This window comes from Streptomyces sp. SID5464 (assembly GCF_009862985.1).
In the GTDB taxonomy this organism is placed as follows: Bacteria; Actinomycetota; Actinomycetes; order Streptomycetales; family Streptomycetaceae; genus Streptomyces; species Streptomyces chartreusis_D.
On record NZ_WWIQ01000054.1, the window covers coordinates 114,953 to 136,036 of the forward strand.

The following is a 21,084-nucleotide window of genomic DNA, read 5'->3' on the forward strand; positions in this document are numbered from 1 at the left end:
CGCATGGCACCTCAGCGATTCCACGAGCAGTTCGATCAGATCCAGCGCTCGATGCCGGACGTCCCCCTGGCGATGGGACCGGACGACTCGGCCGAGTTCATGTACGAGAAGGGCGTCGTCCTCGTCCGCGACGGCGAGGAGGCCCGGATCGTCGAGGACACCGTACGGGCGCACTTCACGGCGGCACCCGACCTCGACCAGGACCAGGTCCGCCGGGCCGGTCCGCAGAGCAACCGCAGCGGCGTGACCCGGATCCGGGTCGGCGACCCCGGCGAGGGAAGCCGGGGGACGGACCGGGCCGTCGCGCAGGCGCTGCGGGCCGTGCGCGAGCGCGAGGCCCGGGCCGGGCACCGGATGGTCGCCCGCAACCACGTGGTGCACATCGCGGTCAACGCCTGCCCCGGCGACGAACCCGTTCCCGTCCCGGTGAGCGAGCCGCCCAACCCGGCCGCCGCGGACACGGCGTACGACCCGGACAGCGCCGTCGGCGTCCTCGTCGTCGACACCGGCCTCACGCACGACTACCGCTCCTGCGCACTCCTCGCCCACACCGACGGCGACGCCCAGGTCCAGGAGTGCGACGAGCAGGGGATCCTCCAGCAGTACGTCGGGCACGGCACGTTCATCGCCGGGCTCGTCGCCGCCGTCGCGCCCAGCACCGACATCACCGTGCGCGGCAGCCTCAACGACGCGGGCGCCATCCTGGAGTCGGAGTTCGGCGAGAAGCTCTTCGAGGCCGTCGACGCCGGTGGCTGGCCCGACGTCCTCAGCCTCTCCGCCGGCACCTCCAACGGCCGCACCGACGGCCTGCTCGGCGTGGAGAACTTCATGCGGGAACTGCGCGAGCAGCGCACCCTGCTGGTCGCCGCCGCCGGCAACAACGGCAGCGCCACCCCTTTCTGGCCCGCCGCCTACGCCGACCTGCCCGGCTGGGAGGACTCCGTGCTGTCCGTCGGTGCGCTGCGCAGCGACGGCGAGTCCGGCGCCTGCTTCACCAACCACGGCCCGTGGGTGAAGGTCTACGCCCCCGGCGAGCGCCTCACCAGTGCCCTCACCGGCTTCGAGACGCCCGTCCCGTACGTCTACCAGCACTCCACGTACGACGCCTGCCGCTACGGCTTCACCTACGGCTGTACCTGCCGGCACCCCCGCCACACCGGCGTGCTGAGCGACGAGAGCGCCGCCGCCAAGCCCGACCAGGTGATGTTCGAGGGGTACGCGCAGTGGAGCGGCACGTCCTTCGCCACCCCCGTGACCGCCGGCCTGGTCGCCGCCCACATGACGGCGCACCAGGAGACCGACCCGCGCGCGGCCCGGCGGCAACTGCTCGCCGCCGGCACCGGGTTCGCGGACATGCGCGGGGCACAGGTGCCCGCGCTGCGCCCGCCCACCTGGCGCCCTGTCCCGGTCGTGCGCCTCGGCCCCGGGCTGTGAGGGCCGAAGCCGCCCCCTCCACGGCGTACGATGACGTGCCGTACTCGAGGGGTGGGGCTGCCGTGGACCGTACTGATGCCGGCGCGCTCGTCCAGGCCGCCGCCGACGGCGACGCGGCGGCCTGGAAGGCGCTCGTGGAAGGGCTGAGCCCCTTGGTGTGGTCCGTGGTGCGGGCCCACCGGCTGTCCGACGCGGACGCCCACGAGGTGTACCAGACCGCCTGGTTCCGCTTCGCCCAGCACCTCGGCCGGATCAGGGAACCCGGCAAGGCGGGCGCATGGCTGGCGAGCACCGCGCGCCACGAGTGCCTGAAGGTCATCCGGAGCTCCCAACGGCTGACCCTGACGGACGATCCGCAGCTCCTGGACCGGGTCAGCGAGGACGGCACGCCGGAACAGTCGCTGCTCGACTCCGAGGAGGCCGCCGCCCAGAGCGAACGCGTACGGCGGTTGTGGCAGGAGTTCGAGGAACTGGGCGAGCGGTGCCGGCAGTTGCTGCGGGTGCTCATGGCCACGCCGCCGCCCAGCTACCAGGACGTGTCCGCCGCGCTCGGGATCGCGGTGGGCAGCATCGGGCCGCTGCGCCAGCGCTGTCTGCGGCGCCTGCGGGCCCGGCTCGAAGCGCGGGGGGCGATGTGAGCGACATGAACGACGACGTGTTCGACGAAGATGCCTGGGACGAGGGCGACTTCGACGCCGGGCCGCTGGAGGAGGAGCTCCGGCGGGCCGCCGCCGTCCTGGACCCCGTGCCGCCGGAACTCCAGCAGATCGCCGTCGACGCCTACGCGCTGCACGACCTGGACGCCCGCGTCGCGGAACTCACCTTCGACTCGCTGGTCGACGCCCTCCCGGTCCGGGGAGCAGGTGACGCGCCCCGGATGCTGACCTTCCGGGCGGGCGGGGTGACCGTCGACGTGGAGGTGACCGGCCACGGGCTGACGGGCCAGGTGCTGCCGCCGCAGCCGGCCCGGATCGAGGTCCTGTGCGGACCACGCCCCGGCACCTCGCTCACGGCCGACGACCTGGGCCGCTTCACCGCCGCCGCACCGCCGCCCGGCCCGTTCGCCCTGCGGCTGCGGACCGGCGGGGACGTGGTGGTGACGGAGTGGCTGCGGGCCTAGGACGAACCACGGGGCGGCGCCTGGCCGGTCAGCCGGACACGGCGTCGACCAGGCGGGCCAGCGCGGCGGCCAGCCGTTCCAGACCGGGACCGGCGGGACCGCCCGGCTCGGTCATGTAGGTGTCCCGGCGGATCTCCACCATGAGCGCCTCGACCCGCCGGTCGGTCCCGTAGAACTCCAGCGGCACATACGCCCCGCTGAACGGGCTGTCGAGCTCCGTCTCCGCGAAGGCCTGCCGCGCGGCGTCCAGCAGCCCGGGAGAGGTGTGGAAGGGGTCGGTGCCGAGACACACCGGCGGCCGGGCGCCCTGCCCGTGCAGCTCGTACGGCAGCCGGGCCCGGGGGTACGAGTGCACGTCGATGATCACCGCCCGCCCGGTGGCCGCCAGCCGGTCCGCCACAGCCTGTGTCATCGCCCGCGCGTACGGCAGGAAGTACCGTGCGACGAGCGGACCGGCCTCGACGTCCTCGGACCGCAGCACACCGCCGTGCGTGGTCCGGGTGTAGACCGCGCCCATGCCGACGGCCCGCATCTCCTCGCGTTCGTCGGGGAAGCGCTCGGGGTCGACGACCAGCCGCGACAGCCGGTTGACGAACCGCCACGGGACGACGCCGGCCGTCCGGGCCGCCGCCTCGGCGATCTGAGCCGTGTGCGCGTCGGTGATGTGGTCCAGCTCCCGCGCGAGCTCCTCGTCGCCGAGCACGATGTCCGCCCGTACGGACGGCGGTATCTCCCGCGCGGAGTGCGGGACGTGCAGGATCACGGGGGAGTGCCCGGCGCCGGGCAGGACGTCGAAGGACTGGGCATCGTCGGTCACTCGGCGGCTCCACGGGACGTGGTCGGGGGGGCTTCGCTCGAAAGCCCCGCCTCTTCGAACATAACTCCGCCCCGGCCGGGCGGTGCGCCGGCCGGGGCGGAGCGGATGGACCGATGGGCCCGGGGCGTCAGCTCAGGGACGCCAGCGCCTCGTTCCACGTGGCGGACGGGCGCATGACCTCGGCGGCCTTCGCCGGGTCGGGCTGGTAGTAGCCGCCGATGTCGGCCGGCTTGCCCTGGACGGCGGCCAGCTCTTCGACGATCTTCTGCTCGTTGGCGGCGAGCGTCTCGGCGATCGGGGCGAACGCCTTCGCCAGGTCCGCGTCGTCGGTCTGCTGGGCCAGCTCCTGCGCCCAGTACAGGGACAGGTAGAAGTGGCTGCCGCGGTTGTCGATGCCGCCGACGCGCCGGGCCGGGGACTTGTCCTCGTTGAGGAAGGTCGCCGTGGCGCGGTCGAGGGTGTCGGCGAGCACCTGGGCGCGGGCGTTGCCCGTCACCTTCGCGTACTGCTCGAGGGACGGCACGAGGGCGAAGAACTCACCCAGGGAGTCCCAGCGCAGGTAGTTCTCCTTGACCAGCTGCTGCACGTGCTTCGGCGCGGAGCCGCCCGCACCCGTCTCGAAGAGGCCGCCGCCCGCCATCAGCGGGACGACCGACAGCATCTTGGCGCTGGTGCCCAGCTCCAGGATCGGGAACAGGTCGGTCAGGTAGTCGCGCAGCACGTTGCCGGTCACCGAGATGGTGTTCTCGCCGCGGCGGATGCGCTCCACCGACAGCTTCGTGGCCTCGACCGGGTTCAGGATCCGGATGTCCAGGCCCTCGGTGTCGTGCTCCGGGAGGTACTGCTCGACCTTGGCGATCAGGTTGGCGTCGTGCGCGCGGGTCTCGTCCAGCCAGAACACCGCCGGGTCGCCGGTGGCGCGGGCGCGGGTGACGGCCAGCTTCACCCAGTCCCTGATCGGCGCGTCCTTGGTCTGGCAGGCGCGGAAGATGTCACCGGCCGAGACCGTCTGCTCGATGAGCGCGGTGCCGTGTCCGTCGACCAGGCGGACCGTGCCCGTGGTGGCGATCTCGAAGGTCTTGTCGTGGCTGCCGTACTCCTCGGCCTTCTGGGCCATGAGGCCGACGTTCGGCACCGTGCCCATGGTGGACGGGTCGAAGGCGCCGTTGGCCTTGCAGTCCTCGATCACGGCCTGGTAGACGCCCGCGTAGGAGGAGTCCGGGATGACCGCGAGGGCGTCGTGCTCCTGCCCGTCCGGACCCCACATGTGGCCGGAGGTGCGGATCATGGCCGGCATGGAGGCGTCGATGATGACGTCGGAGGGCACGTGCAGGTTGGTGATGCCCTTGTCGGAGTCGACCATCGCCAGCTCCGGGCCCTCGGTGAGCTCGGCGTCGAAGGACGCCTTGATCTCGGCGCCCTCCGGCAGGGAGTCGAGGCCCTTGTAGATGCCGCCCAGACCGTCGTTCGGGGTCAGGCCGGCCGCGGCGAGCTTGTCGCCGTACTTCGCGAACGTCTTCGGGAAGAAGGCGCGCACCACGTGACCGAAGACGATCGGGTCGGAGACCTTCATCATCGTGGCCTTCAGGTGCACCGAGAACAGCACGCCCTGGGCCTTGGCCTCGGCGACCTGCGCGGCCAGGAACTCGCGCAGCGCGGCGACCCGCATCACGGAGGCGTCGACGACCTCGCCCTGCTGGACGGGTACGGACTCGCGCAGCACGGTGGTGGTGCCGTCGTCGCCGACGAGCTCGATGCGCAGCGCGCCGTCCTCGGCGATCACCACGGACTTCTCGGTGGAGCGGAAGTCGTTCTGGCCCATGGTCGCCACGCTCGTCTTGGAGTCGGCGGACCAGGCGCCCATGCGGTGCGGGTGGGACTTGGCGTAGTTCTTGACCGACGCGGGGGCGCGGCGGTCCGAGTTGCCCTCACGCAGGACGGGGTTCACGGCGGAGCCCTTGACCTTGTCGTAGCGGGCGCGGATCTCGCGCTCCTCGTCGGTCTTCGGGTCGTCCGGGTAGTCCGGCAGCGCGTAGCCCTGGCCCTGGAGCTCGGCGATGGCGGCCTTGAGCTGCGGGATCGACGCCGAGATGTTCGGCAGCTTGATGATGTTGGCCGCGGGCGTCTTGGCCAGCCGGCCGAGCTCCGCGAGCGCGTCCGGGATGCGCTGGTCCTCGGTGAGGTACTCCGGGAACAGGGCGATGATGCGCCCGGCCAGCGAGATGTCGCGGGTTTCGACGGCGACACCCGCCTGCGAGGCGTACGCCTGGACCACCGGCAGGAAGGAATACGTCGCCAGGGCCGGGGCCTCGTCAGTGTGCGTATAGATGATGGTCGAGTCAGTCACCGGGTGCTCCGCTCCACGTCTGCAACATTGCTCGACATCAAGATATCTCCTGATCGACCTCGTCTCGACAGGGGTCCGTGCCCAGTTTCACGCCACCGATCACCCCGGGGTCCGTCTCCCGGGGGCAGCGCGGCGCGTGGCCGCCCTCCGACTGCCCCGGTCGGCGCGGCGGCGGCCCCGGCCGAAGACCGGCAGCTCCCGGCGAGCCCGCCCTCTCCGGCCCACAGCCGCGTCGCCCCGCCACCGCGCCCGCGCTTTGGCTTCCCGTGAACACCCGGGGCATGGATCCGGCGGGCCGCTGAGCGTCGCGTGGCTCCGGCCGGAAGGCCTGCCGCTCTTGGAGAGCTCGTCTTCTGCGGCTCGCAGTCGCGTCGGCCCGCCGCCTTCGCCTGCGCGTCGGCTTCCGGCGAACGCCCAGGGCATGGATGCGGCGGGCCGTTGTGCCGTCGCGGCGTGGCTCCGGCCGGAAGGCCTGTCGCTCTGGGCCAGCCTCTCTTCTCCGGCCCGCAGTCGCCTCGGTCGCCCGGCCACCCCCGCCGCCTTCGCCTGCGCGTCGGCTTCCGGCGAACGCCCCTGTCATGGTTCCGGCGGCCGCTGTGCGTCGGCGGCTCGCTCCGGTGCGCCCGGTATCCGACCGGCGAGCGGAGCGCCTGCGCACACCGTTCGGCCTCGCCGGTCACCGCCAGGGTGGTGCAGATCACGTCGGCCGACCCGAGGGCGTCGCAGCGGCGCTCAGCGAGGCCTCAGTCGAGCCGGGCCGAGGTGAGCTCGTTCGGCTCGATCTCGCCGGTCCGCTGCTGGGGGATGACGACCCCGCCCTGTTGGAGCGCCACCGTCCGGGCCGGGGCGGGGATGCGGATGCCCTCCGCGCGGTAGCGCTTGTGCAGCCGCTTGATGAACTCGTGCTTGATCCGGTACTGGTCGCTGAACTCGCCGACGCCCAGGATCACCGTGAAGCCGATGCGGGAGTCGCCGAAGGTGTGGAACCGGATGATCGGCTCGTGGTCCGGCACGGCGCCCTCGACCTCGGCCATGGTCTCGGCGATGACCTCGTTGGTCACCCGCTCCACGTGCTCCAGGTCGCTGTCGTACGCCACCCCGACCTGGACCAGGATGGTCAGCTGCTCCTCCGGCCGCATGAAGTTGGTCATGTTCGCCTTGGCGAGCTGGCCGTTGGGGATCACGACGAGGTTGTTGGACAGGTTGCGGATCGTCGTCTGCCGCCAGTTGATGTCCTCGACGTAACCCTCCTCACCACTGCTGAGACGGATGTAGTCACCGGGCTGGACGGTCTTGGACGCGAGGATGTGGATGCCCGCGAAGAGGTTGGCGAGGGTGTCCTGGAGCGCCAGCGCGACCGCCAGACCGCCCACCCCCAGGGCGGTGAGCATCGGGGCTATGGAGATCCCCAGCGTCTGGAGCACCACCAGGAAGCCGATGGCCAGGACCAGGATCCGGGTGATGTTGACGAAGATCGTGGCCGAGCCGGCGACCCCGGAGCGGGACTGGGTGACCGTGCGCACCAGGCCGGCAACCACCCGCGCCGCCGACACCGTCGCCACGAAGATGAGCAGCACCGTCAGCACCTGGTTGGTGTGGTGCTGCACCGTCCGGGTCAGCGGCAGCACCGCCGCCGCGCCCGCCACGCCACCCACCACCGCGGCCCACGGCAGCACGGCCCGCAGCGCGTGCACGATGACGTCGTCCCCGCTCCAGCGGGTGCGGTCGGCGTGCCCGCCCAGCCAGCGCAGCAGCAGGCGCAGCGCGAAGGCCGCCAGCAGGCCCGACGCCAGGGCGATGCCGGCGAAGACCAGATCGTCCGCGGTGAGCGCCCGGTTCACCTGACACCTCCGGGAAGAAGAACTGCGGCGAACGCCGTTGCCCGCCGCCTGATGTGAAGTTTCGTCACGTCGTCACCTGTTCGTCCTGCGGGATGTTCCGTCGTGCCCGGCCACCCTGACCTGCGGTCGGCACGACCGTTCATCCTGCCGCATTCCGTACGGGGTTTCGTACCGGGGAACGGGCCATACCCGGGCGTTCCCGGCCGGGCACTTCGGGGCCTGTCGGGCGGTCAGATGACCTTCAGCCGTACCAGCGCCCCGAGCGTCAGCGCGCCCGGCAGCAGGGGCAGCCAGACCGTGATGACGCGGAAGGCCAGGACCACGGCCGTGGCCACCGCGGCCGGGCCGCCCGCCGCCACCAGCGCCACGACCAGCGCCGCCTCCACCGAGCCGATCCCGCCCGGGGTGGGGACCAGCGCGACGGCGACCGTCGCCGCGAGGTAGGCCACCGCCATGTGCGCGGGCGGCACGTCCAGGCCCATCGCCTGGCCCACCAGTACCAGTACGGCCGCCTGCAACGCGGGGAAGGCGAAGGCCCCGCCCCACAGGGCCAGGGCCCGGGCCGGGCGGGTGTGCACCGAGCGGGCCTCGCCGAGCGCCGTCCGCAGGAAGGACAGCACGGCCGAGCGCACCCGCGGGACCAGGACCGGCACGGCCACCGCGATGACGAGCACCACACCGGCACCGGCCAGCAGCGGGCCGAACGCCGTCTCCGGGACCAGCGTGCCGAGCCGCAGCGCGCCGGGGAACGCGACGAGCAGGGCACCCAGCAGGGCCACCCGGCCGACGCTCTCCGCCAGCAGATACAGCGCGAGAGCCGCCGACGAACGGGCGAGCGGCAGCCCGCACACCGTCATGAACCGCAGGTTGACCGCGCTCGCGCCCAGCCCGGTCGGCAGCAGGTGGTTGGCCGCGCCCGCCGCGAACTGCGTGGCCAGCAGCCGCCGTCGGGGCAGCCGCTCGACGACCGCGCCCTGCCGGGTGCAGGCGGCGGCCACCCAGGTGAGACAGGTCGTGCCGGCCGCGGCCAGCAGCCACGGAAATTCGGCGTTGCCCAGATGCGCGAAACCCTCGGCGAGTACCGACCGGTGTCGCACCGCGACCACGGTGACCAGCAGGAGCGGAAGCAGACACAGGATCTGACGCAGGCGGCGGACCGGGACGCGACGGGGAAGTCGTCCCGGGCGGACTTCGGGGAGTTGTACCGCTGTCACGTCCGCAGAGGCTTCCCACGCCCCGCCAACGGCGGGTTGCGGACGGGCGGACGGCGTCTTACGTACGGGGAGCGGCTGGGAGGAGAGCGTCATCGGGGCCTTTGCGGGGGGACGGGAAGAGGGGGATCGGGCCGATTGTGCGGGATGTCGGGGCGATGTGCGAGCGCCTTGACCTCAAGATTGCTTGAGGTTCTACGGTCCTTCCCATGAGTATGGAGACCACAGCGTGGACACAACTGCACAGCGTCATGAACGCCCAGGAGGAACGCCGCCCCCTCGCCCGCGCCACCCTGCGCCGCATCGGCGTGTTCGCCCGCCCGCACCGGCGCCGCATCGCCTTCTTCGTCCTGCTGGGCGTGGGGACCGCCCTGCTCGCCGTGGCGACCCCCGTCCTGGCCGGGAGCGTCGTCGACGCGATCGTCTCGGACGGCACCGAGGGCACCGTCGTACGCCTGTCCCTGCTCATCGCGCTGATCGCGGTGGCGGAGGCGGCGCTCGGCATCCTCGGCCGGCGGCTGTCGGCGACGCTCGGCGAGCACCTCATCCTCGATCTGCGGACCGCCGTCTTCGACCATGTGCAGCGCATGCCGGTGGCGTTCTTCACACGCACTCGTACGGGCGCCCTCGTCTCCCGACTCAACAACGACGTCATCGGCGCCCAGCGCGCGTTCAGCAACACCCTGTCCGGAGTGGTCAGCAACCTCGTCACGCTGCTGCTCACCCTCGCCGTGATGCTCACGCTGTCCTGGCAGATCACCCTGCTGGCGCTGGTGCTGCTGCCGGTGTTCGTCATCCCCGCGCGGCGCATGGGCAGCCGTATGGCGCGCATGCAGCGGGAGGCGGCGACGCTGAACGCGGCGATGGGCACCCGCATGACCGAGCGCTTCTCCGCACCCGGCGCCACCCTGGTCAAGCTCTTCGGGCGCCCCGAGGAGGAGTCGGCGGAGTTCGCCGAACGCGCCCGCCGGGTCGCGGACATCGGCGTCCGGACGGCGACGGCCCAGGCCGCGTTCATCACCGCCCTCACCCTGGTCTCCGCCCTCGCCCTGGCCCTGGTCTACGGACTCGGCGGCACCCTCGCCCTGCGCGGCACGCTGGAGCCCGGCGCGGTCGTGTCGCTGGCGCTGCTCCTCACCCGGCTGTACGCGCCGCTGACCGCGCTCGCCGGGGCGCGGGTCGAGGTGATGAGCGCCCTCGTCAGCTTCGAGCGGGTCTTCGAGGTGCTCGACCTGAAGCCGCTCATCGAGGAGAAGCCGGACGCGCGCCGGGTGCCCGACGGGCCCGTGGCCGTCGAGTTCGACCACGTCCGCTTCGGCTACCCGTCCGCCGACAAGGTCTCCCTGGCCTCCCTGGAGGAGGTCGCCACGCTCGACGGGCGGGGCGGTGACGAGGTCCTGCACGGGATCTCCTTCCGCGCCGAACCGGGGCAGACCGTGGCGCTCGTCGGCTCCTCGGGTGCGGGCAAGTCGACCGTCGCGCAACTGCTGCCGCGCCTGTACGACGTCGACGAGGGCGCCGTCCGCGTCGGCGGCGTCGACGTCCGCGACCTGAGCGCGCGGTCCCTGCGGGAGACCCTCGGCATGGTCACCCAGGACGGGCACCTCTTCCACGACACCGTCCGCGCCAACCTCCTGCTGGCCCGCCCCACGGCCACGGAGAGCGATCTGTGGGACGCCCTGCGGCGGGCCCGTCTCGACGACCTCGTACGGTCCTTGCCCGACGGACTCGACACGGTGGTCGGCGAACGTGGCTACCGGCTCTCCGGCGGGGAACGCCAGCGCATGACCATCGCCCGGCTGCTGCTGGCCCGGCAGCGCGTCGTCATCCTCGACGAGGCCACCGCCCACCTCGACAACACCTCCGAGGCCGCCGTCCAGGAAGCGCTCGCCGAAGCCCTCGAAGGCCGCACGGCGGTCGTGATCGCCCACCGGCTCTCCACGGTCCGCACCGCCGACCAGATCCTGGTCGTCGAGGCCGGCCGGATCGTGGAAAGCGGCACGCACGAGGAACTCCTGGCGGCGGGAGGGCGGTACGCGGAGCTGTACCGGACCCAGTTCGGCGGGACGCAGAGCACGGCCGTGGACGGGGCGGCCGCGTAACACGCCCCGACCTGGGTGAACGGCTCCGGGCGCGCATCCGTACCCCTGACGAGTACTCCTGCCCGCGAGGGCAGGACAGTCCGCATCCGGAGAGGCGACGTGTCCCAGCAGCAACCGCACGCACGATCCAACCGCCGGCCCCTGTCCCGCTCCCCACGGCTGCGCGCCGCCGCGCCGGCCGTCGCGCTGGTCGTGCTCCCCCTGGTCACCGCCTGCGGTGGCGGTGACGACGCCACGCCGGCCGCCGCCGGCAGGACGGCGACGCCGAGCGGGTCCGCCGCTCCCCCCGCCGGAGTCGTCGCGCCGGCGAAGGTGGAGGTGATCGCCGGCCTGACCGGCTGCGAGGTGAAGATCCGCACGGAGGCCGACGAGTTGCGCGAGGGCGTGTGCCACACCGAGAAGGGGGACTACCTCATCACCACCTTCCCCGAGGAGAAGCTCAAGGAGACCTGGCTGGAGTCGGCCGGCGTGTACGGGGGCACGTACCTCGTCGGCATGCGCTGGGTGGTCAGCGCCAAGCCGGAGACGCTGGAGCCCCTCCGCGCGAAACTCGGCGGCACGATCCGGCAGTTGCGGGGCATCGGACCCGGCCCGAACGCCTCCTGACGTCACCGCGGCCCGAGCCGGCGGACGAGACCGGCGACCTGCTCGTCCTGCCGGGCGAGAAACGACTCGAAGGCACGGCCGGTCTCGAACACGTCTCTCCAGCCGTGCCGGCGGAGCTCGGCCCGCCACTGGCGGGAGTCGTGCAGCTCGGTCAGCGCCTCCACCCAGCGCCGCCGGTCGGTGTCGCTGATGCCGGGCGGGGCCACGATGCCCCGCCAGTTGTCGAAGACCAGGTCGATCCCCGAGGACTTCAAGGTCGGGACACCCGGCAGGACACCGACCGGTCGCTCACCGGTTACGGCCAGGACCCGCAGCCGGCCGCCGCGGATCTGGTCGAGGAACTCGCCGAACCCACTGGTGGCGATGTCGACCCTGCCCTCCAGCAGCGCGGGCAGCAGGTCGCCGCCCCCACCGTCGTACGGCACGTACGCGACCTTCCGCGGGTCGATGCCGACCGTTTGCGCCAGCCGCATCGGCAACAGGTGGTCGGGGCCGCCGACGGATGAGCCGCCGCCCACCCTGATGCTTCCCGGGTCCCTGCGCCAGGCGTCCACCAGCGCGCCGATCGTCCGGTACGGCGATTCCTTCCGGACGACGATCGCGCCGGACTCCTCGACGAGGCGTGCGATCGGGGTGGTTTCGGTGACGGTCACCTCGGACCCGGCCGCGTGCGCGGCGCCCACGACCCCGAGGCCCATCTGGAGGGCGAGATCGCCGTTGCCCTTCTCGTCGGCGAGACGCTTCAGGCCCACCGTGCCGCCGGCGCCGGGCAGATTGAACACCTGTACGTCGGAGGCGATCCCGGTCTCCTCCATGACCCGGGCCGCGGTACGGGCCGTGGTGTCGTAGCCGCCGCCAGGGGTGTTGGGCACCATGAGCCGCAGGTCCCGCGCGGGCCCGTCGCCCGGCCACCCACCGCACCCCCCGGCCGCCAGCAGGACCAGGGCGGCGCAGGCGCCGAGCACGGCGCGTGCGGGACGTCTCATGACACCTCACTTCCGGTTTTCCCTGGCCGGCGTCATGATTGTGCGACTCGGCACACGAGCCGCCCCACCTGTGTCGGCATTGAAGATTGAGTTCATTGTGGTCGCCACCTTTCGTCGCCATTCGCTCGCGGGCGAGATGCTGGTGCTCCAGCTCGCCATCGTCGTGGTGGTGCTGCTGGCGGTCGCCGCGGTCTCGCTCGCCCAGTCGCAGGCCACCTTCAACCGCGTCGAGGGGCGGCGGGTGAGCGCGCTGGCCGAACAGCTGGCCGCCAACCCCCTGGTGCGCAGCCAGCTGGTGCGTCCCGCGCCGGGGGAGACGCTCGCCCCGCTGGTGCACGCCACGCAGGCACAGTCCGGAGTGACCTCGGTGACGGTGGCCGACGCCTCCGGCCGGATCGTCAGCTCCACGAATCCCACGGTGGTCGGCGAGCGGCTGCCCCTGGAGCGCGGTGCCGAGCAGGCGCGGGGCTGGTCGGGGCAGCTGAGGCTGGACGGCAACCGCCAGCTGGCCGCCCAGGTCCCCGTCCTCGGGGCCACGGAGGAGAACCTCGGCCGGATCCTCGGCACAGTGATGATCGGCGAGGCCGACCCGACGGTGTGGCAGCGGCTCAACGGCGCCTCCTCGTACCTGCTCGCCTATCTGGGCATCGCCAGCGGGCTCGGCGTGGCCGGCTCCTGGCTGCTCGCGCGGCGGGTGAAGCGGCAGACCCTCGGGCTGGAGCCGGGGGAGATCGCGGGACTCGCCGAGCACCGGGAGGCGATGCTGTACGGGATCGCCGAGGGCGTCATCGCCCTGGACCCGCAGCACCGGCTCACCCTCGTCAACGACATGGGCCGCCGCCTGCTCGACCTGCCCGAGGACTGCGTCGGCCAGAGTCTGGACGGCCTGGGCATCGACGGACGGCTGCGCGACGTGCTGGCCGGCACCGCCGCCGGCAAGCGGGACGAGGTCGTCGTCCGCCACGGCCGGGTCCTGGTGATGAACCGGATGACCGTCACCAAGGACGGCCGGCTCCTCGGCTCGGTCACCACCCTGCGCGACCGCACCGAACTGGCCCGGCTGGAGCGGGAGATCGGTTCCTTCCGCAGTTCCTCGGAGCTGCTGCGGGCGCAGGCGCACGAGTTCGCCAACCAGCTGCACACCATCTCCGGGCTGATCCAGATCGGCGAGCAGGACGAGGTCGTGCGCTACATCCGCGCGCTGAACCAGCGCCGCCAGTCCCTGGACGTCACCCTCAGCCGCCGCGTCCGGGACACCGCGGTGGCCGCCCTGCTGATGGCGAAGGCGTCCCTCGCGGCCGAACGCAAGGTCAGCCTGCGCATCTCGGACGACACCGCGCTGGAGCGGCTCGCCCCGGAGGACGCCGCCGACGTGGCGACCGTGGTGGGCAACCTCGTGGACAACGCCGTCGACGCCGCGGCGCACGACGGGGACCGGTGGGTCGAGGTGGCGCTGCGGCAGGACGCCTCCAGCGTGGAGATCGTGGTCCGCGACTCGGGGCCGGGCGTGGCTCCCGAACTGGCCCGCGAGGTGTTCTCCCACGGCTTCACCACCAAGGCCGCGCGGGAGGGCGAGCGCGGCATCGGACTGGCCCTGACCAAGCTGGTCTGTGAACGGCACGGGGGAGAGATCTCGGTGGCCAACACCCCCGACGGGGCCGTGTTCACCGCACGCATGACCGTCAGCCACCTCCCCGAAGCGGTGACGGAAGGAGCGGCTCCATGACCGGAACGCGCGACAAGGCGGGCACGATCGACGTCCTGGTGGTCGACGACGACTTCATGGTGGCCCGGGTCCACCGCGCGTTCGTCGAACGCGTCGAGCCGTTCCGGGTCGTCGGCGTGGCCCACACCGGCGGACAGGCGATCGAGGCCGTGGAGGCACTGCGCCCCGACCTCGTCCTGCTCGACCTGTATCTCCCCGACCTCTTCGGCCTCGACGTCATCCCCCGGCTGCGCACCGCCGGCCACGACTGCGACGTCATGGTCATCAGTGCCGCGCAAGAGGCCGACACGGTCCGCGGCGCCGTCCGGCAGGGGGTCGTCGACTACCTCCTGAAACCCTTCGACTTCGAGGATCTGCGCCCCCGCCTGGAGCGCTACGCCGCGCAGCGGGGCCGGCTGCTCACGGCGGTGGTACGGGGCCAGGCCGACATCGACCGGGTGCTGGCCGGGGCGGGCGTCCCCGCACCGGCCCCCGCGCTGCCCAAGGGCATGAGCGTGGAGACCGCCGAACTCGTCGAGCGGGCCCTGCGCGAGGCGGACGGCACCCTTTCCGCCACCGAGTGCGCGGCGCTGACCGGCGTGTCCCGGGTGAGCGCCCGCCGCTACCTGGAGTACTTCCACGGCACCGGCAGCGCGGAGGTGACCCTGCGCTACGGCGTCGCCGGCCGGCCCGAACGACGGTACGCCTGGCGGGCGTGACGCCGCCCTACGGCGAGCCGTTGCCCTGCGGAGGGGCCGGGGCCGGCAAGGGGGAAGGCGCGGGGGCCGGGACGGAGATCGTCGAGGTGCCCGGCTTCTCCGTCGTGTCCTGCGCGATCCGCACGGTGTACAGGCCCGGACTCTGGTCCCGCCACTGCTCCGAGTCCGGGCCGGCGGCCGTGGCGGCGGTCAGGGGGAGCACCACGGCCCCGGTGAGCGCCAGGACCCAGCCGAGGACGGGGCTCAGGAATGTGCCGGCAGTCCGGTGGTACGTGTCGTGGTAGGCCAACTGTCGTCCCGGTGGTTCGACTTGACGTCATGTACTGCCCCCATGGGACTCACTGTCGCAGCAGCCGTCGGGAAAGGGAATCTTGAAACTTAAAGCCCTACGCGCTGCACAGAAGTTTCACAGCCGGCCCTCGGTCAGGGCTGGTTGGTCAGGTAGCCGCCCATGGCGGTGAAGTACTCGGTCGCGGGCAGTTCGCGGCCGTCCTCGGTCCGGACGCGCGTGATGGCCAGGCCGTGGTTGCGGCCGGTGCGGGCGTCGGCTCCGGCGACGATCACCACGCCGTCGCCCTCGCGGTAGAAGATGCGGCCGGGCGTGCCGCCGTACCGCCCCTCGGAGACGACGGCGGCCAGGACCTCCAGGCGCTTGCCCTTGTGGAAGGTGAAGGCGCTGGGGTACGGCTCGGACTGGGCGCGGACCAGTCGCTCCAGGTCCTCGGCCGGCCAGGTCCAGTCGATGCGGCTGTCCTCGATGGACCGCTTGTGGAAGAAGCTGGCCTGGGAACGGTCCTGCCGGGTGAACTCCGTCTGCCCGGAGGCGATGAGGTCGAGCGCGCCGATGGTGACCGGGGCGATGAGGTCGACCGTCTTGTGGAACAGGTCGGTCGCCGTGTCCGTCGGCCCGACCGCCACCGCCTCCTGCCGCACGATGTCGCCGGCGTCGAGCTCGTCGTTCATCATGTGCGCGGTGACGCCCACTTCGGGCTCTCCGTTGATCAGCGCCCAGATCAGCGGCGAGAAGCCGGCGTACTTCGGCAGGAGCGAGTCGTGCACGTTCAGCGTGCCGTGGCGCGGCAGTTCGAAGATGCGCGGCGGAATCCACGTACGCCAGTTGTTGGCCACGATGATGTCCGGGTCGGCCTCCTTCAGGCGCTCGAACAGCTCGTCGTCGTCGGGGCGGTTGCGGATCACGACCGGTACGCCGTTCTCCTCGGCGAGGTCGGCGACCGAGTCGCTCCAGATCTTCTCGTACGCGTGCTCGCTCTTGGGGTGCGTCACGACCAGGACCACGTCGTGCTCGGAGTCCAGGAGGGCTCGCAGGGTGCGGTGCCCCCAGGTCTGGTAACCGAACATGACGACCCGCATGGGGTTCCTCCTCGAAGCAGGGAATGGCCGTGGTCAGTAAAGCAAGGCTTACCTAAGTGGTCAACGGGGCCGGTTTGCGCCTGTGTTGACGATCGCCCCGCTCCGGCGCGTCCGTTTTGTCTATGGACAGCGTCATGGGATGAGCTTAGCCTTACCTAAGTTTTGGGTGGCCTTTTCGGCGTGCCCGACTTCCGTACTTCCCGATGCTCGACCGACGGCTGCCTGCCCAGAAGGGCCGCCGCACCGCACGATGGGAGTGACATGGCACAGGCTCGTCCTGGCGACGCCCCTTTGATCCACGACCTCATAGGCATCGGCTTCGGGCCGTCCAACGTGGCCATGGCGATCGCGCTCAGCGAGCACAACGCCCGCGCCGGTGGGGGAGAGGCGGTCTCCGCTCACTTCTTCGAGCAGCAGCCGCGCTTCGGCTGGCACCGAGGCATGCTGATCGACGACGCGACCATGCAGGTGTCCTTCCTTAAGGACCTGGTGACGCTCCGGAACCCGGCCAGCGAGTACAGCTTCCTGTGCTATCTCAAGAGCAAGGGACGGCTGATCGACTTCATCAACCACAAGAACCTCTTCCCGCTGCGGGTGGAGTTCCACGACTACTTCGAGTGGGCCGCGGGCCAGGTCGACGACATGGTCTCCTACGGCCACGAGGTCGTCGGCGTCATGCCCGTCGTGCGCGACGGTGTGGTGGACCACCTGGACGTGACGGTCCGGTCGGGCGAGGGCCTGGAGGTCCACCGGGCCCGCAACCTCGTCCTCGGTACCGGGCTGCGCCCCCTCATGCCGGAGGGCGTGGAACGCAGCGACCGCGTCTGGCACAACTCCGAACTGCTGGGCAGGGTCGACGCGTTGGAGGGCACCTCGCCCTCCCGGTTCGTCGTCGTGGGCGCCGGGCAGAGCGCCGCCGAGAACGTCGCCTACCTGCACCGGCGCTTCCCCGGGGCCGAGGTCTGCGCGGTCTTCTCCCGCTACGGCTACAGCCCCGCCGACGACAGCGCCTTCGCCAACCGGATCTTCGACCCCGAGGCCGTCGACGAGTACTTCGCGGCGCCGAAGGACGTCAAGCGCCGGCTGATGGACTACCACGGCAACACCAACTACTCCGTGGTGGACATCGACCTGATCGACGACCTGTACCGGCAGATGTACCAGGAGAAGGTCCTCGGCACCGAGCGCCTGCGCTTCCTCAACGTCTCCCGGCTCACCGGTGTCACGGAGACGCCGGACAAGGTCAGGGCCGCCGTCACCTCCCTCGTCACCGGCGAGGAGACCCTCCTGGACGCCGACGTCGTGGTCTTCGCCACCGGATACAGCCCCGCCGACCCCGTCGGTCTGCTCGGCGAGGTGGCCGACCGCTGTCTGCGTGACGACGACGGCCGCGTCCGCGTCGAGCGTGACTACCGCATCGCGACGGAGCCCGACCTGCACTGCGGCATCTACCTCCAGGGCGGCACCGAGCACACGCACGGCATCACCTCGTCCCTGCTGTCCAACACCGCCATCAGGGTCGGGGAGATCCTCGACTCGCTCCTCGACCGGGGCCGCAAGTCCGCCTCCGACGAGGCCCGGACCGTCGCCGACGGAACAACCGGCAGCGCCGCGCGTTAGCTCCGCTGGTGACGCAGTACTCGTCTGCGGGCCGACTGTGGCTGCTCGCGCAGTTCCCCGCGCCCCTTCGGGGCGCTGCCATTCCCGTTGATCAAAGGGATAACGTACGTCGACATGGGCACGATCGCAGTGGAGCGTCCCGCCTCCAAGGCCACAACTGAGGCCCCTCGGCGGCGAGTTGTGGGTCTGGTCACGCTGGTGCTGGTCCTCGTGGCCGCGGGGGCGGTGTCGTTGGCCGTCGGTGCGCGCGCGTTGAGCCCGGGCGAGGTGTGGCACGGGCTGTTCGCGGCACCGGAGTCCGACCAGCGGCTCACCGAGATCAGGCTCATCGTGCAGACCGTGCGGGTGCCCCGGACGGTGCTCGCGATCGTGGCGGGTATCGCCCTGGGGGTCGGCGGGGCGCTGATCCAGGGGTACACGCGCAACCCGATCGCCGACACCGGCCTGCTGGGGGTGAATTCCGGCGCCTCGTTCGCCGTTGTGACGGTGATCGCCGTGTTCGGGCTCTCCGACCCGTTCCAGTACCTCTGGTTCGCCTTCCTGGGGGCGGCGGTCGCCGGGGTCGTGGTCTTCGGGCTGGCGAGCATCGGCCGCGGTGCCGGGAACCCGCTGACGCTCGCCCTGGCCGGGCAGGGGGTCACGGTGTTCCTCGCGGCGATGACCACGGCGATCGCGCTGTCGGACCAGAAGTCGCTGAACGCGCTGCGGTTCTGGAACGCGGGCTCCGTGGCCGGCGTGGGATTCGGCGTCATCTGGCCGGTGACCGGGTTCATCGCGGCCGGACTGGTGCTTGCCCTGATCACGCTGCCCGCCATCAACCTGCTGAACCTGGGCGACGACGTGGCGCGCGGGCTCGGCGTGAACATCGCGCTGAGCCGGACCGTCGGCATCACCGCCATCACCCTGCTGGCGGGCGCCGCGACGGCCGCGTGCGGGCCCATCGCGTTCCTCGGGCTCATGGTGGCCCACGTGGCCCGCCATCTGACCGGCCCCGACTACCGCTGGCTGGTGCCGTACGCGGGTCTGCTCGGCGCCGTCGTCCTCCTCGTCTGCGACATCGTGGGGCGCCTGGTGGTGCGGCCGAGCGAGCTGGACGCGGGGGTCGTCGTCGCCCTGCTGGGCGCGCCGTTCTTCGCGGTTCTGGTGTGGCGCGGAAAGATCAAGAACGCATGAACAGGACAGACGTGAAGCCGTCGGTGGCGCCGGGCGTGCGGCTCGGCCGGGTGTCGTTCGTATGGCGGCCGTGGATCGTGTGCGTCTCGCTGCTGCTCGCGGCGGCGACGTTCCTGGTGCTCTGTCTGTCCATCGGCGTCGGCGACTTCCCCATCGGGCTGCCCCAGGTGATCGCCACGATCTTCGGCCGGGGAGAGCAGGTCGACGAGTTCGTGATCATGGATCTGCGGATGCCGCGGGCCCTGGCGGGGCTCGTCGTGGGTGTCGCGCTGGGGGTGTCCGGGGCGCTCACGCAGTCCATCGCCCGCAATCCGCTGGCCAGTCCGGACGTCCTCGGCATCACGAACGGCGCCAGCGCGGTCGCCGTGTTCCTGGTGACCGTGTCGGGCGGGACGGCCGCGGCGATCGTCAGCTCCGTCGGCCTGTCGGCGGCGGCGCTCATGGGCGGTCTCGGCACGGGCCTGCTGGTGTACTTCCTCGCCTGGCGGCGCGGGATCGACGGCCTCCGGCTCATCCTCATCGGCATCTCGGTGAGTGCCGTGATGGAGGCCCTCACGACCTGGCTGCTGGTCACGGCCGACATCAGGGACGTGGCCCAGGCCCAGGCCTGGCTGGTCGGCTCGCTGGACGACCGGTCGTGGGACGAGGTCCAGGTGGCCCTCTGGGGCACGCTCGTCCTCCTGGTCGTCGTGGCGGGCGCCGCGTTCCAGTTCAAGCCGATGCACCTCGGTGACGACGTCGCCGCGGGCCTGGGGGTCCGTTACGCGGCCGTGCGGGCGGTCCTCCTGCTGTGCGCGGTGCTGCTGGCCGGCGTTGCGGTGAGCGCGGCGGGCCCGGTTCCGTTCGTGGCGCTGGTGGCGCCGCAGGTGGCGATGCGTCTGGCGCGGTGCCCGACGCCGCCCATGGTGGCCTCCGCGCTGGTCGGTGCGCTGCTGCTGACCGGCGCGGACCTGGTCGCGCGCACGGCACTGCCCGTCAGTCTCCCGGTCGGCGTGGTCACCGCGGCGATCGGCGGCCCCTTCCTCGTCCATCTGCTGGTACGGGCGAACCGCAGATAGCTGATACAAAGTCAGGTAAGCCTAAGCAAGGGGGCCTTGTGGTCACTCAGTCCGTCACCGGGGTCGAGTCCCAGTCCGGTCACACCGCACGACTGGCAGCGAGGGGCGTCACGGTCGGGTACGGCGCCCGGACCGTCATCGACGATCTCGACGTGGCCGTACCCCCCGGCGTGATCACCACCATCATCGGCCCCAACGGCTGCGGAAAGTCGACCCTGTTGCGGACCCTGTCCCGGCTGCTCAAACCGTCCAGCGGGACGGTCGTGCTGGACGGGGACGACATCGCCCGGCTCAGGACCAGGGACGTGGCGAGGAAACTCGGCCTGCTGCCGCAGGCGCCGGTCGCGCCCGAGGGGCTGACGGTGGCCGACCTGGTCGCCAGGGGCCGCCATCCGCACCAGAGCTGGCTGCGGCAGTGGTCCTCGGACGACGCCGACGTGGTGGAACGCGCGCTGGCGATGACCGGGGTGTCCGACCTGGCCGACCGCCCGGTCGACGCGCTGTCCGGCGGGCAGCGGCAGCGCGTCTGGATCTCGATGACCCTGGCCCAGGGCACCGATCTGCTGCTGCTGGACGAGCCGACCACCTATCTCGACCTGGCGCACGCGGTGGACGTGCTCGATCTGGTCGACGATCTGCACGAGTCGGGGTGCACCGTGGTGATGGTGCTGCACGACCTCAATCTGGCCGCGCGCTACAGCGACAACCTCGTCGTGATGAGGGCCGGGTCGATCCTGGCGCAGGGGCATCCCCGTGACGTACTGACCGCCGAGTTGCTGCACGAGGCGTTCGGACTGCACGCCAAGGTCATCGACGACCCGGTGGGCGACCGGCCGCTCATCGTCCCGATCGGTCGCACGCACGTCCAACTCGACTAGTTCGCCAGAAAGTTACGTAAGTAAGGCTAGGCTTGCCTTACTTCCTTGCGATACGGTTTGCCTGCCCTTACCCGGGGGCGCAGTGGACAGTGCGAA

At 71.7% G+C, this 21,084-nt stretch carries 18 protein-coding genes; 11 read left to right on the forward strand and 7 right to left on the reverse strand.

The window, feature by feature from the left end:
• The first annotated feature begins 3 nt into the window (after positions 1-3).
• The 3 genes from GTY47_RS26525 to GTY47_RS26535 all read left to right on the forward strand — a co-directional run bounded on the left by GTY47_RS26525 (position 4) and on the right by GTY47_RS26535 (position 2,554).
• On the forward strand, positions 4-1,434 hold the full coding sequence (locus GTY47_RS26525; RefSeq protein ID WP_010044854.1) for a S8/S53 family peptidase: 1,431 nt from the start codon (positions 4-6) through the stop codon (positions 1,432-1,434).
• A 62-nt stretch (positions 1,435-1,496) separates the two neighbouring features.
• On the forward strand, positions 1,497-2,072 hold the full coding sequence (locus GTY47_RS26530) for a sigma-70 family RNA polymerase sigma factor (protein ID WP_010044855.1): 576 nt from the start codon (positions 1,497-1,499) through the stop codon (positions 2,070-2,072).
• 5 nt (positions 2,073-2,077) lie between these two features.
• Positions 2,078-2,554, forward strand: a complete 477-nt coding sequence (locus tag GTY47_RS26535; protein ID WP_040903808.1) for a hypothetical protein — start codon at positions 2,078-2,080, stop codon at positions 2,552-2,554.
• A 28-nt stretch (positions 2,555-2,582) separates the two neighbouring features.
• On the opposite strand, the gene GTY47_RS26540 is transcribed toward GTY47_RS26535, so the two are convergent.
• The 4 genes from GTY47_RS26540 to GTY47_RS26555 form a co-directional block, all read right to left on the reverse strand.
• Positions 2,583-3,371 (reverse strand): N-formylglutamate amidohydrolase, encoded by a 789-nt coding sequence (locus GTY47_RS26540; protein WP_010044859.1) that lies wholly within the window; start codon positions 3,369-3,371, stop codon positions 2,583-2,585.
• Positions 3,372-3,498: 127 nt separating this feature from the next.
• Positions 3,499-5,718 carry an NADP-dependent isocitrate dehydrogenase gene (locus tag GTY47_RS26545; RefSeq protein ID WP_010044861.1) on the reverse strand — a complete coding sequence of 740 codons (2,220 nt, stop codon included), beginning with the start codon at positions 5,716-5,718 and terminating at the stop codon, positions 3,499-3,501.
• Positions 5,719-6,461: 743 nt separating this feature from the next.
• A complete protein-coding gene (locus GTY47_RS26550) occupies positions 6,462-7,559 on the reverse strand; it encodes a mechanosensitive ion channel family protein (RefSeq protein ID WP_010044862.1) in 1,098 nt (365 codons plus the stop codon).
• A 230-nt stretch (positions 7,560-7,789) separates the two neighbouring features.
• The gene (locus GTY47_RS26555) at positions 7,790-8,689 is read right to left on the reverse strand and encodes a lysylphosphatidylglycerol synthase transmembrane domain-containing protein (RefSeq protein ID WP_029181522.1); all 900 of its coding nucleotides are present in this window, start codon (positions 8,687-8,689) and stop codon (positions 7,790-7,792) included.
• Positions 8,690-8,985: 296 nt separating this feature from the next.
• Here GTY47_RS26555 and GTY47_RS26560 point away from each other — a divergent pair, with 296 nt between their 5' ends.
• Positions 8,986-10,872, forward strand: a complete 1,887-nt coding sequence (locus GTY47_RS26560; RefSeq protein ID WP_010044867.1) for an ABC transporter ATP-binding protein — start codon at positions 8,986-8,988, stop codon at positions 10,870-10,872.
• A 159-nt stretch (positions 10,873-11,031) separates the two neighbouring features.
• Entirely contained in the window at positions 11,032-11,478 is a 447-nt protein-coding gene (locus GTY47_RS26565) for a hypothetical protein (RefSeq protein ID WP_173937360.1), read from the forward strand.
• Between the two features lie 2 nt (positions 11,479-11,480).
• Here the strand turns inward: GTY47_RS26565 and GTY47_RS26570 are convergent, their stop codons facing one another.
• The gene (locus GTY47_RS26570; protein WP_010044872.1) at positions 11,481-12,464 is read right to left on the reverse strand and encodes a tripartite tricarboxylate transporter substrate binding protein; all 984 of its coding nucleotides are present in this window, start codon (positions 12,462-12,464) and stop codon (positions 11,481-11,483) included.
• A 97-nt stretch (positions 12,465-12,561) separates the two neighbouring features.
• On the opposite strand from GTY47_RS26570, the gene GTY47_RS26575 reads away from it, so the two are divergent.
• Together GTY47_RS26575 and GTY47_RS26580 are read left to right on the forward strand one after the other, a co-directional pair.
• Entirely contained in the window at positions 12,562-14,190 is a 1,629-nt protein-coding gene (locus tag GTY47_RS26575; RefSeq protein WP_010044874.1) for an ATP-binding protein, read from the forward strand.
• Positions 14,187-14,888, forward strand: a complete 702-nt coding sequence (locus GTY47_RS26580) for a response regulator (RefSeq protein WP_010044876.1) — start codon at positions 14,187-14,189, stop codon at positions 14,886-14,888. Before GTY47_RS26575 ends, GTY47_RS26580 begins: the two co-directional genes overlap by 4 nt.
• A 7-nt stretch (positions 14,889-14,895) precedes the next feature.
• Here GTY47_RS26580 and GTY47_RS26585 read toward each other — a convergent pair whose 3' ends face one another.
• Both GTY47_RS26585 and GTY47_RS26590 read right to left on the reverse strand, forming a co-directional pair.
• Complete coding sequence (locus GTY47_RS26585) at positions 14,896-15,177, reverse strand: hypothetical protein (protein WP_010044878.1); 282 nt, start codon at positions 15,175-15,177, stop codon at positions 14,896-14,898.
• Between the two features lie 134 nt (positions 15,178-15,311).
• Entirely contained in the window at positions 15,312-16,259 is a 948-nt protein-coding gene (locus GTY47_RS26590) for a methionyl-tRNA formyltransferase (RefSeq protein WP_010044880.1), read from the reverse strand.
• Between the two features lie 261 nt (positions 16,260-16,520).
• Between GTY47_RS26590 and GTY47_RS26595 the strand changes: the two genes are divergently transcribed.
• The 4 genes from GTY47_RS26595 (at position 16,521) to GTY47_RS26610 (ending at position 20,988) form a co-directional block, all read left to right on the forward strand.
• Positions 16,521-17,879, forward strand: coding sequence for a lysine N(6)-hydroxylase/L-ornithine N(5)-oxygenase family protein (locus GTY47_RS26595; protein WP_029181524.1), 1,359 nt, complete (start codon positions 16,521-16,523; stop codon positions 17,877-17,879).
• A gap of 114 nt (positions 17,880-17,993) precedes the next feature.
• On the forward strand, positions 17,994-19,052 hold the full coding sequence (locus GTY47_RS26600; protein ID WP_029181525.1) for an iron ABC transporter permease: 1,059 nt from the start codon (positions 17,994-17,996) through the stop codon (positions 19,050-19,052).
• Positions 19,049-20,110, forward strand: a complete 1,062-nt coding sequence (locus tag GTY47_RS26605; RefSeq protein ID WP_010044884.1) for an iron chelate uptake ABC transporter family permease subunit — start codon at positions 19,049-19,051, stop codon at positions 20,108-20,110. Before GTY47_RS26600 ends, GTY47_RS26605 begins: the two co-directional genes overlap by 4 nt.
• A 38-nt stretch (positions 20,111-20,148) precedes the next feature.
• Positions 20,149-20,988, forward strand: a complete 840-nt coding sequence (locus GTY47_RS26610; RefSeq protein WP_010044885.1) for an ABC transporter ATP-binding protein — start codon at positions 20,149-20,151, stop codon at positions 20,986-20,988.
• The last annotated feature ends 96 nt before the right edge of the window (positions 20,989-21,084 follow it).

Bases quoted from the DNA above. Each gene is read 5' to 3' on its own strand.
- GTY47_RS26590 (WP_010044880.1), bottom strand. From the start codon at position 16,259: ATGCGGGTCGTCATGTTCGGTTACCAGACCTGGGGGCACCGCACCCTG.
- GTY47_RS26605 (WP_010044884.1), top strand. From the start codon at position 19,049: ATGAACAGGACAGACGTGAAGCCGTCGGTGGCGCCGGGCGTGCGGCTC.
- GTY47_RS26580 (WP_010044876.1), top strand. From the start codon at position 14,187: ATGACCGGAACGCGCGACAAGGCGGGCACGATCGACGTCCTGGTGGTC.
- GTY47_RS26595 (WP_029181524.1), top strand. From the start codon at position 16,521: ATGGCACAGGCTCGTCCTGGCGACGCCCCTTTGATCCACGACCTCATA.
- GTY47_RS26525 (WP_010044854.1), top strand. From the start codon at position 4: ATGGCACCTCAGCGATTCCACGAGCAGTTCGATCAGATCCAGCGCTCG.
- GTY47_RS26560 (WP_010044867.1), top strand. From the start codon at position 8,986: ATGGAGACCACAGCGTGGACACAACTGCACAGCGTCATGAACGCCCAG.
- GTY47_RS26535 (WP_040903808.1), top strand. From the start codon at position 2,078: ATGAACGACGACGTGTTCGACGAAGATGCCTGGGACGAGGGCGACTTC.
- GTY47_RS26600 (WP_029181525.1), top strand. From the start codon at position 17,994: ATGGGCACGATCGCAGTGGAGCGTCCCGCCTCCAAGGCCACAACTGAG.
- GTY47_RS26570 (WP_010044872.1), bottom strand. From the start codon at position 12,464: ATGAGACGTCCCGCACGCGCCGTGCTCGGCGCCTGCGCCGCCCTGGTC.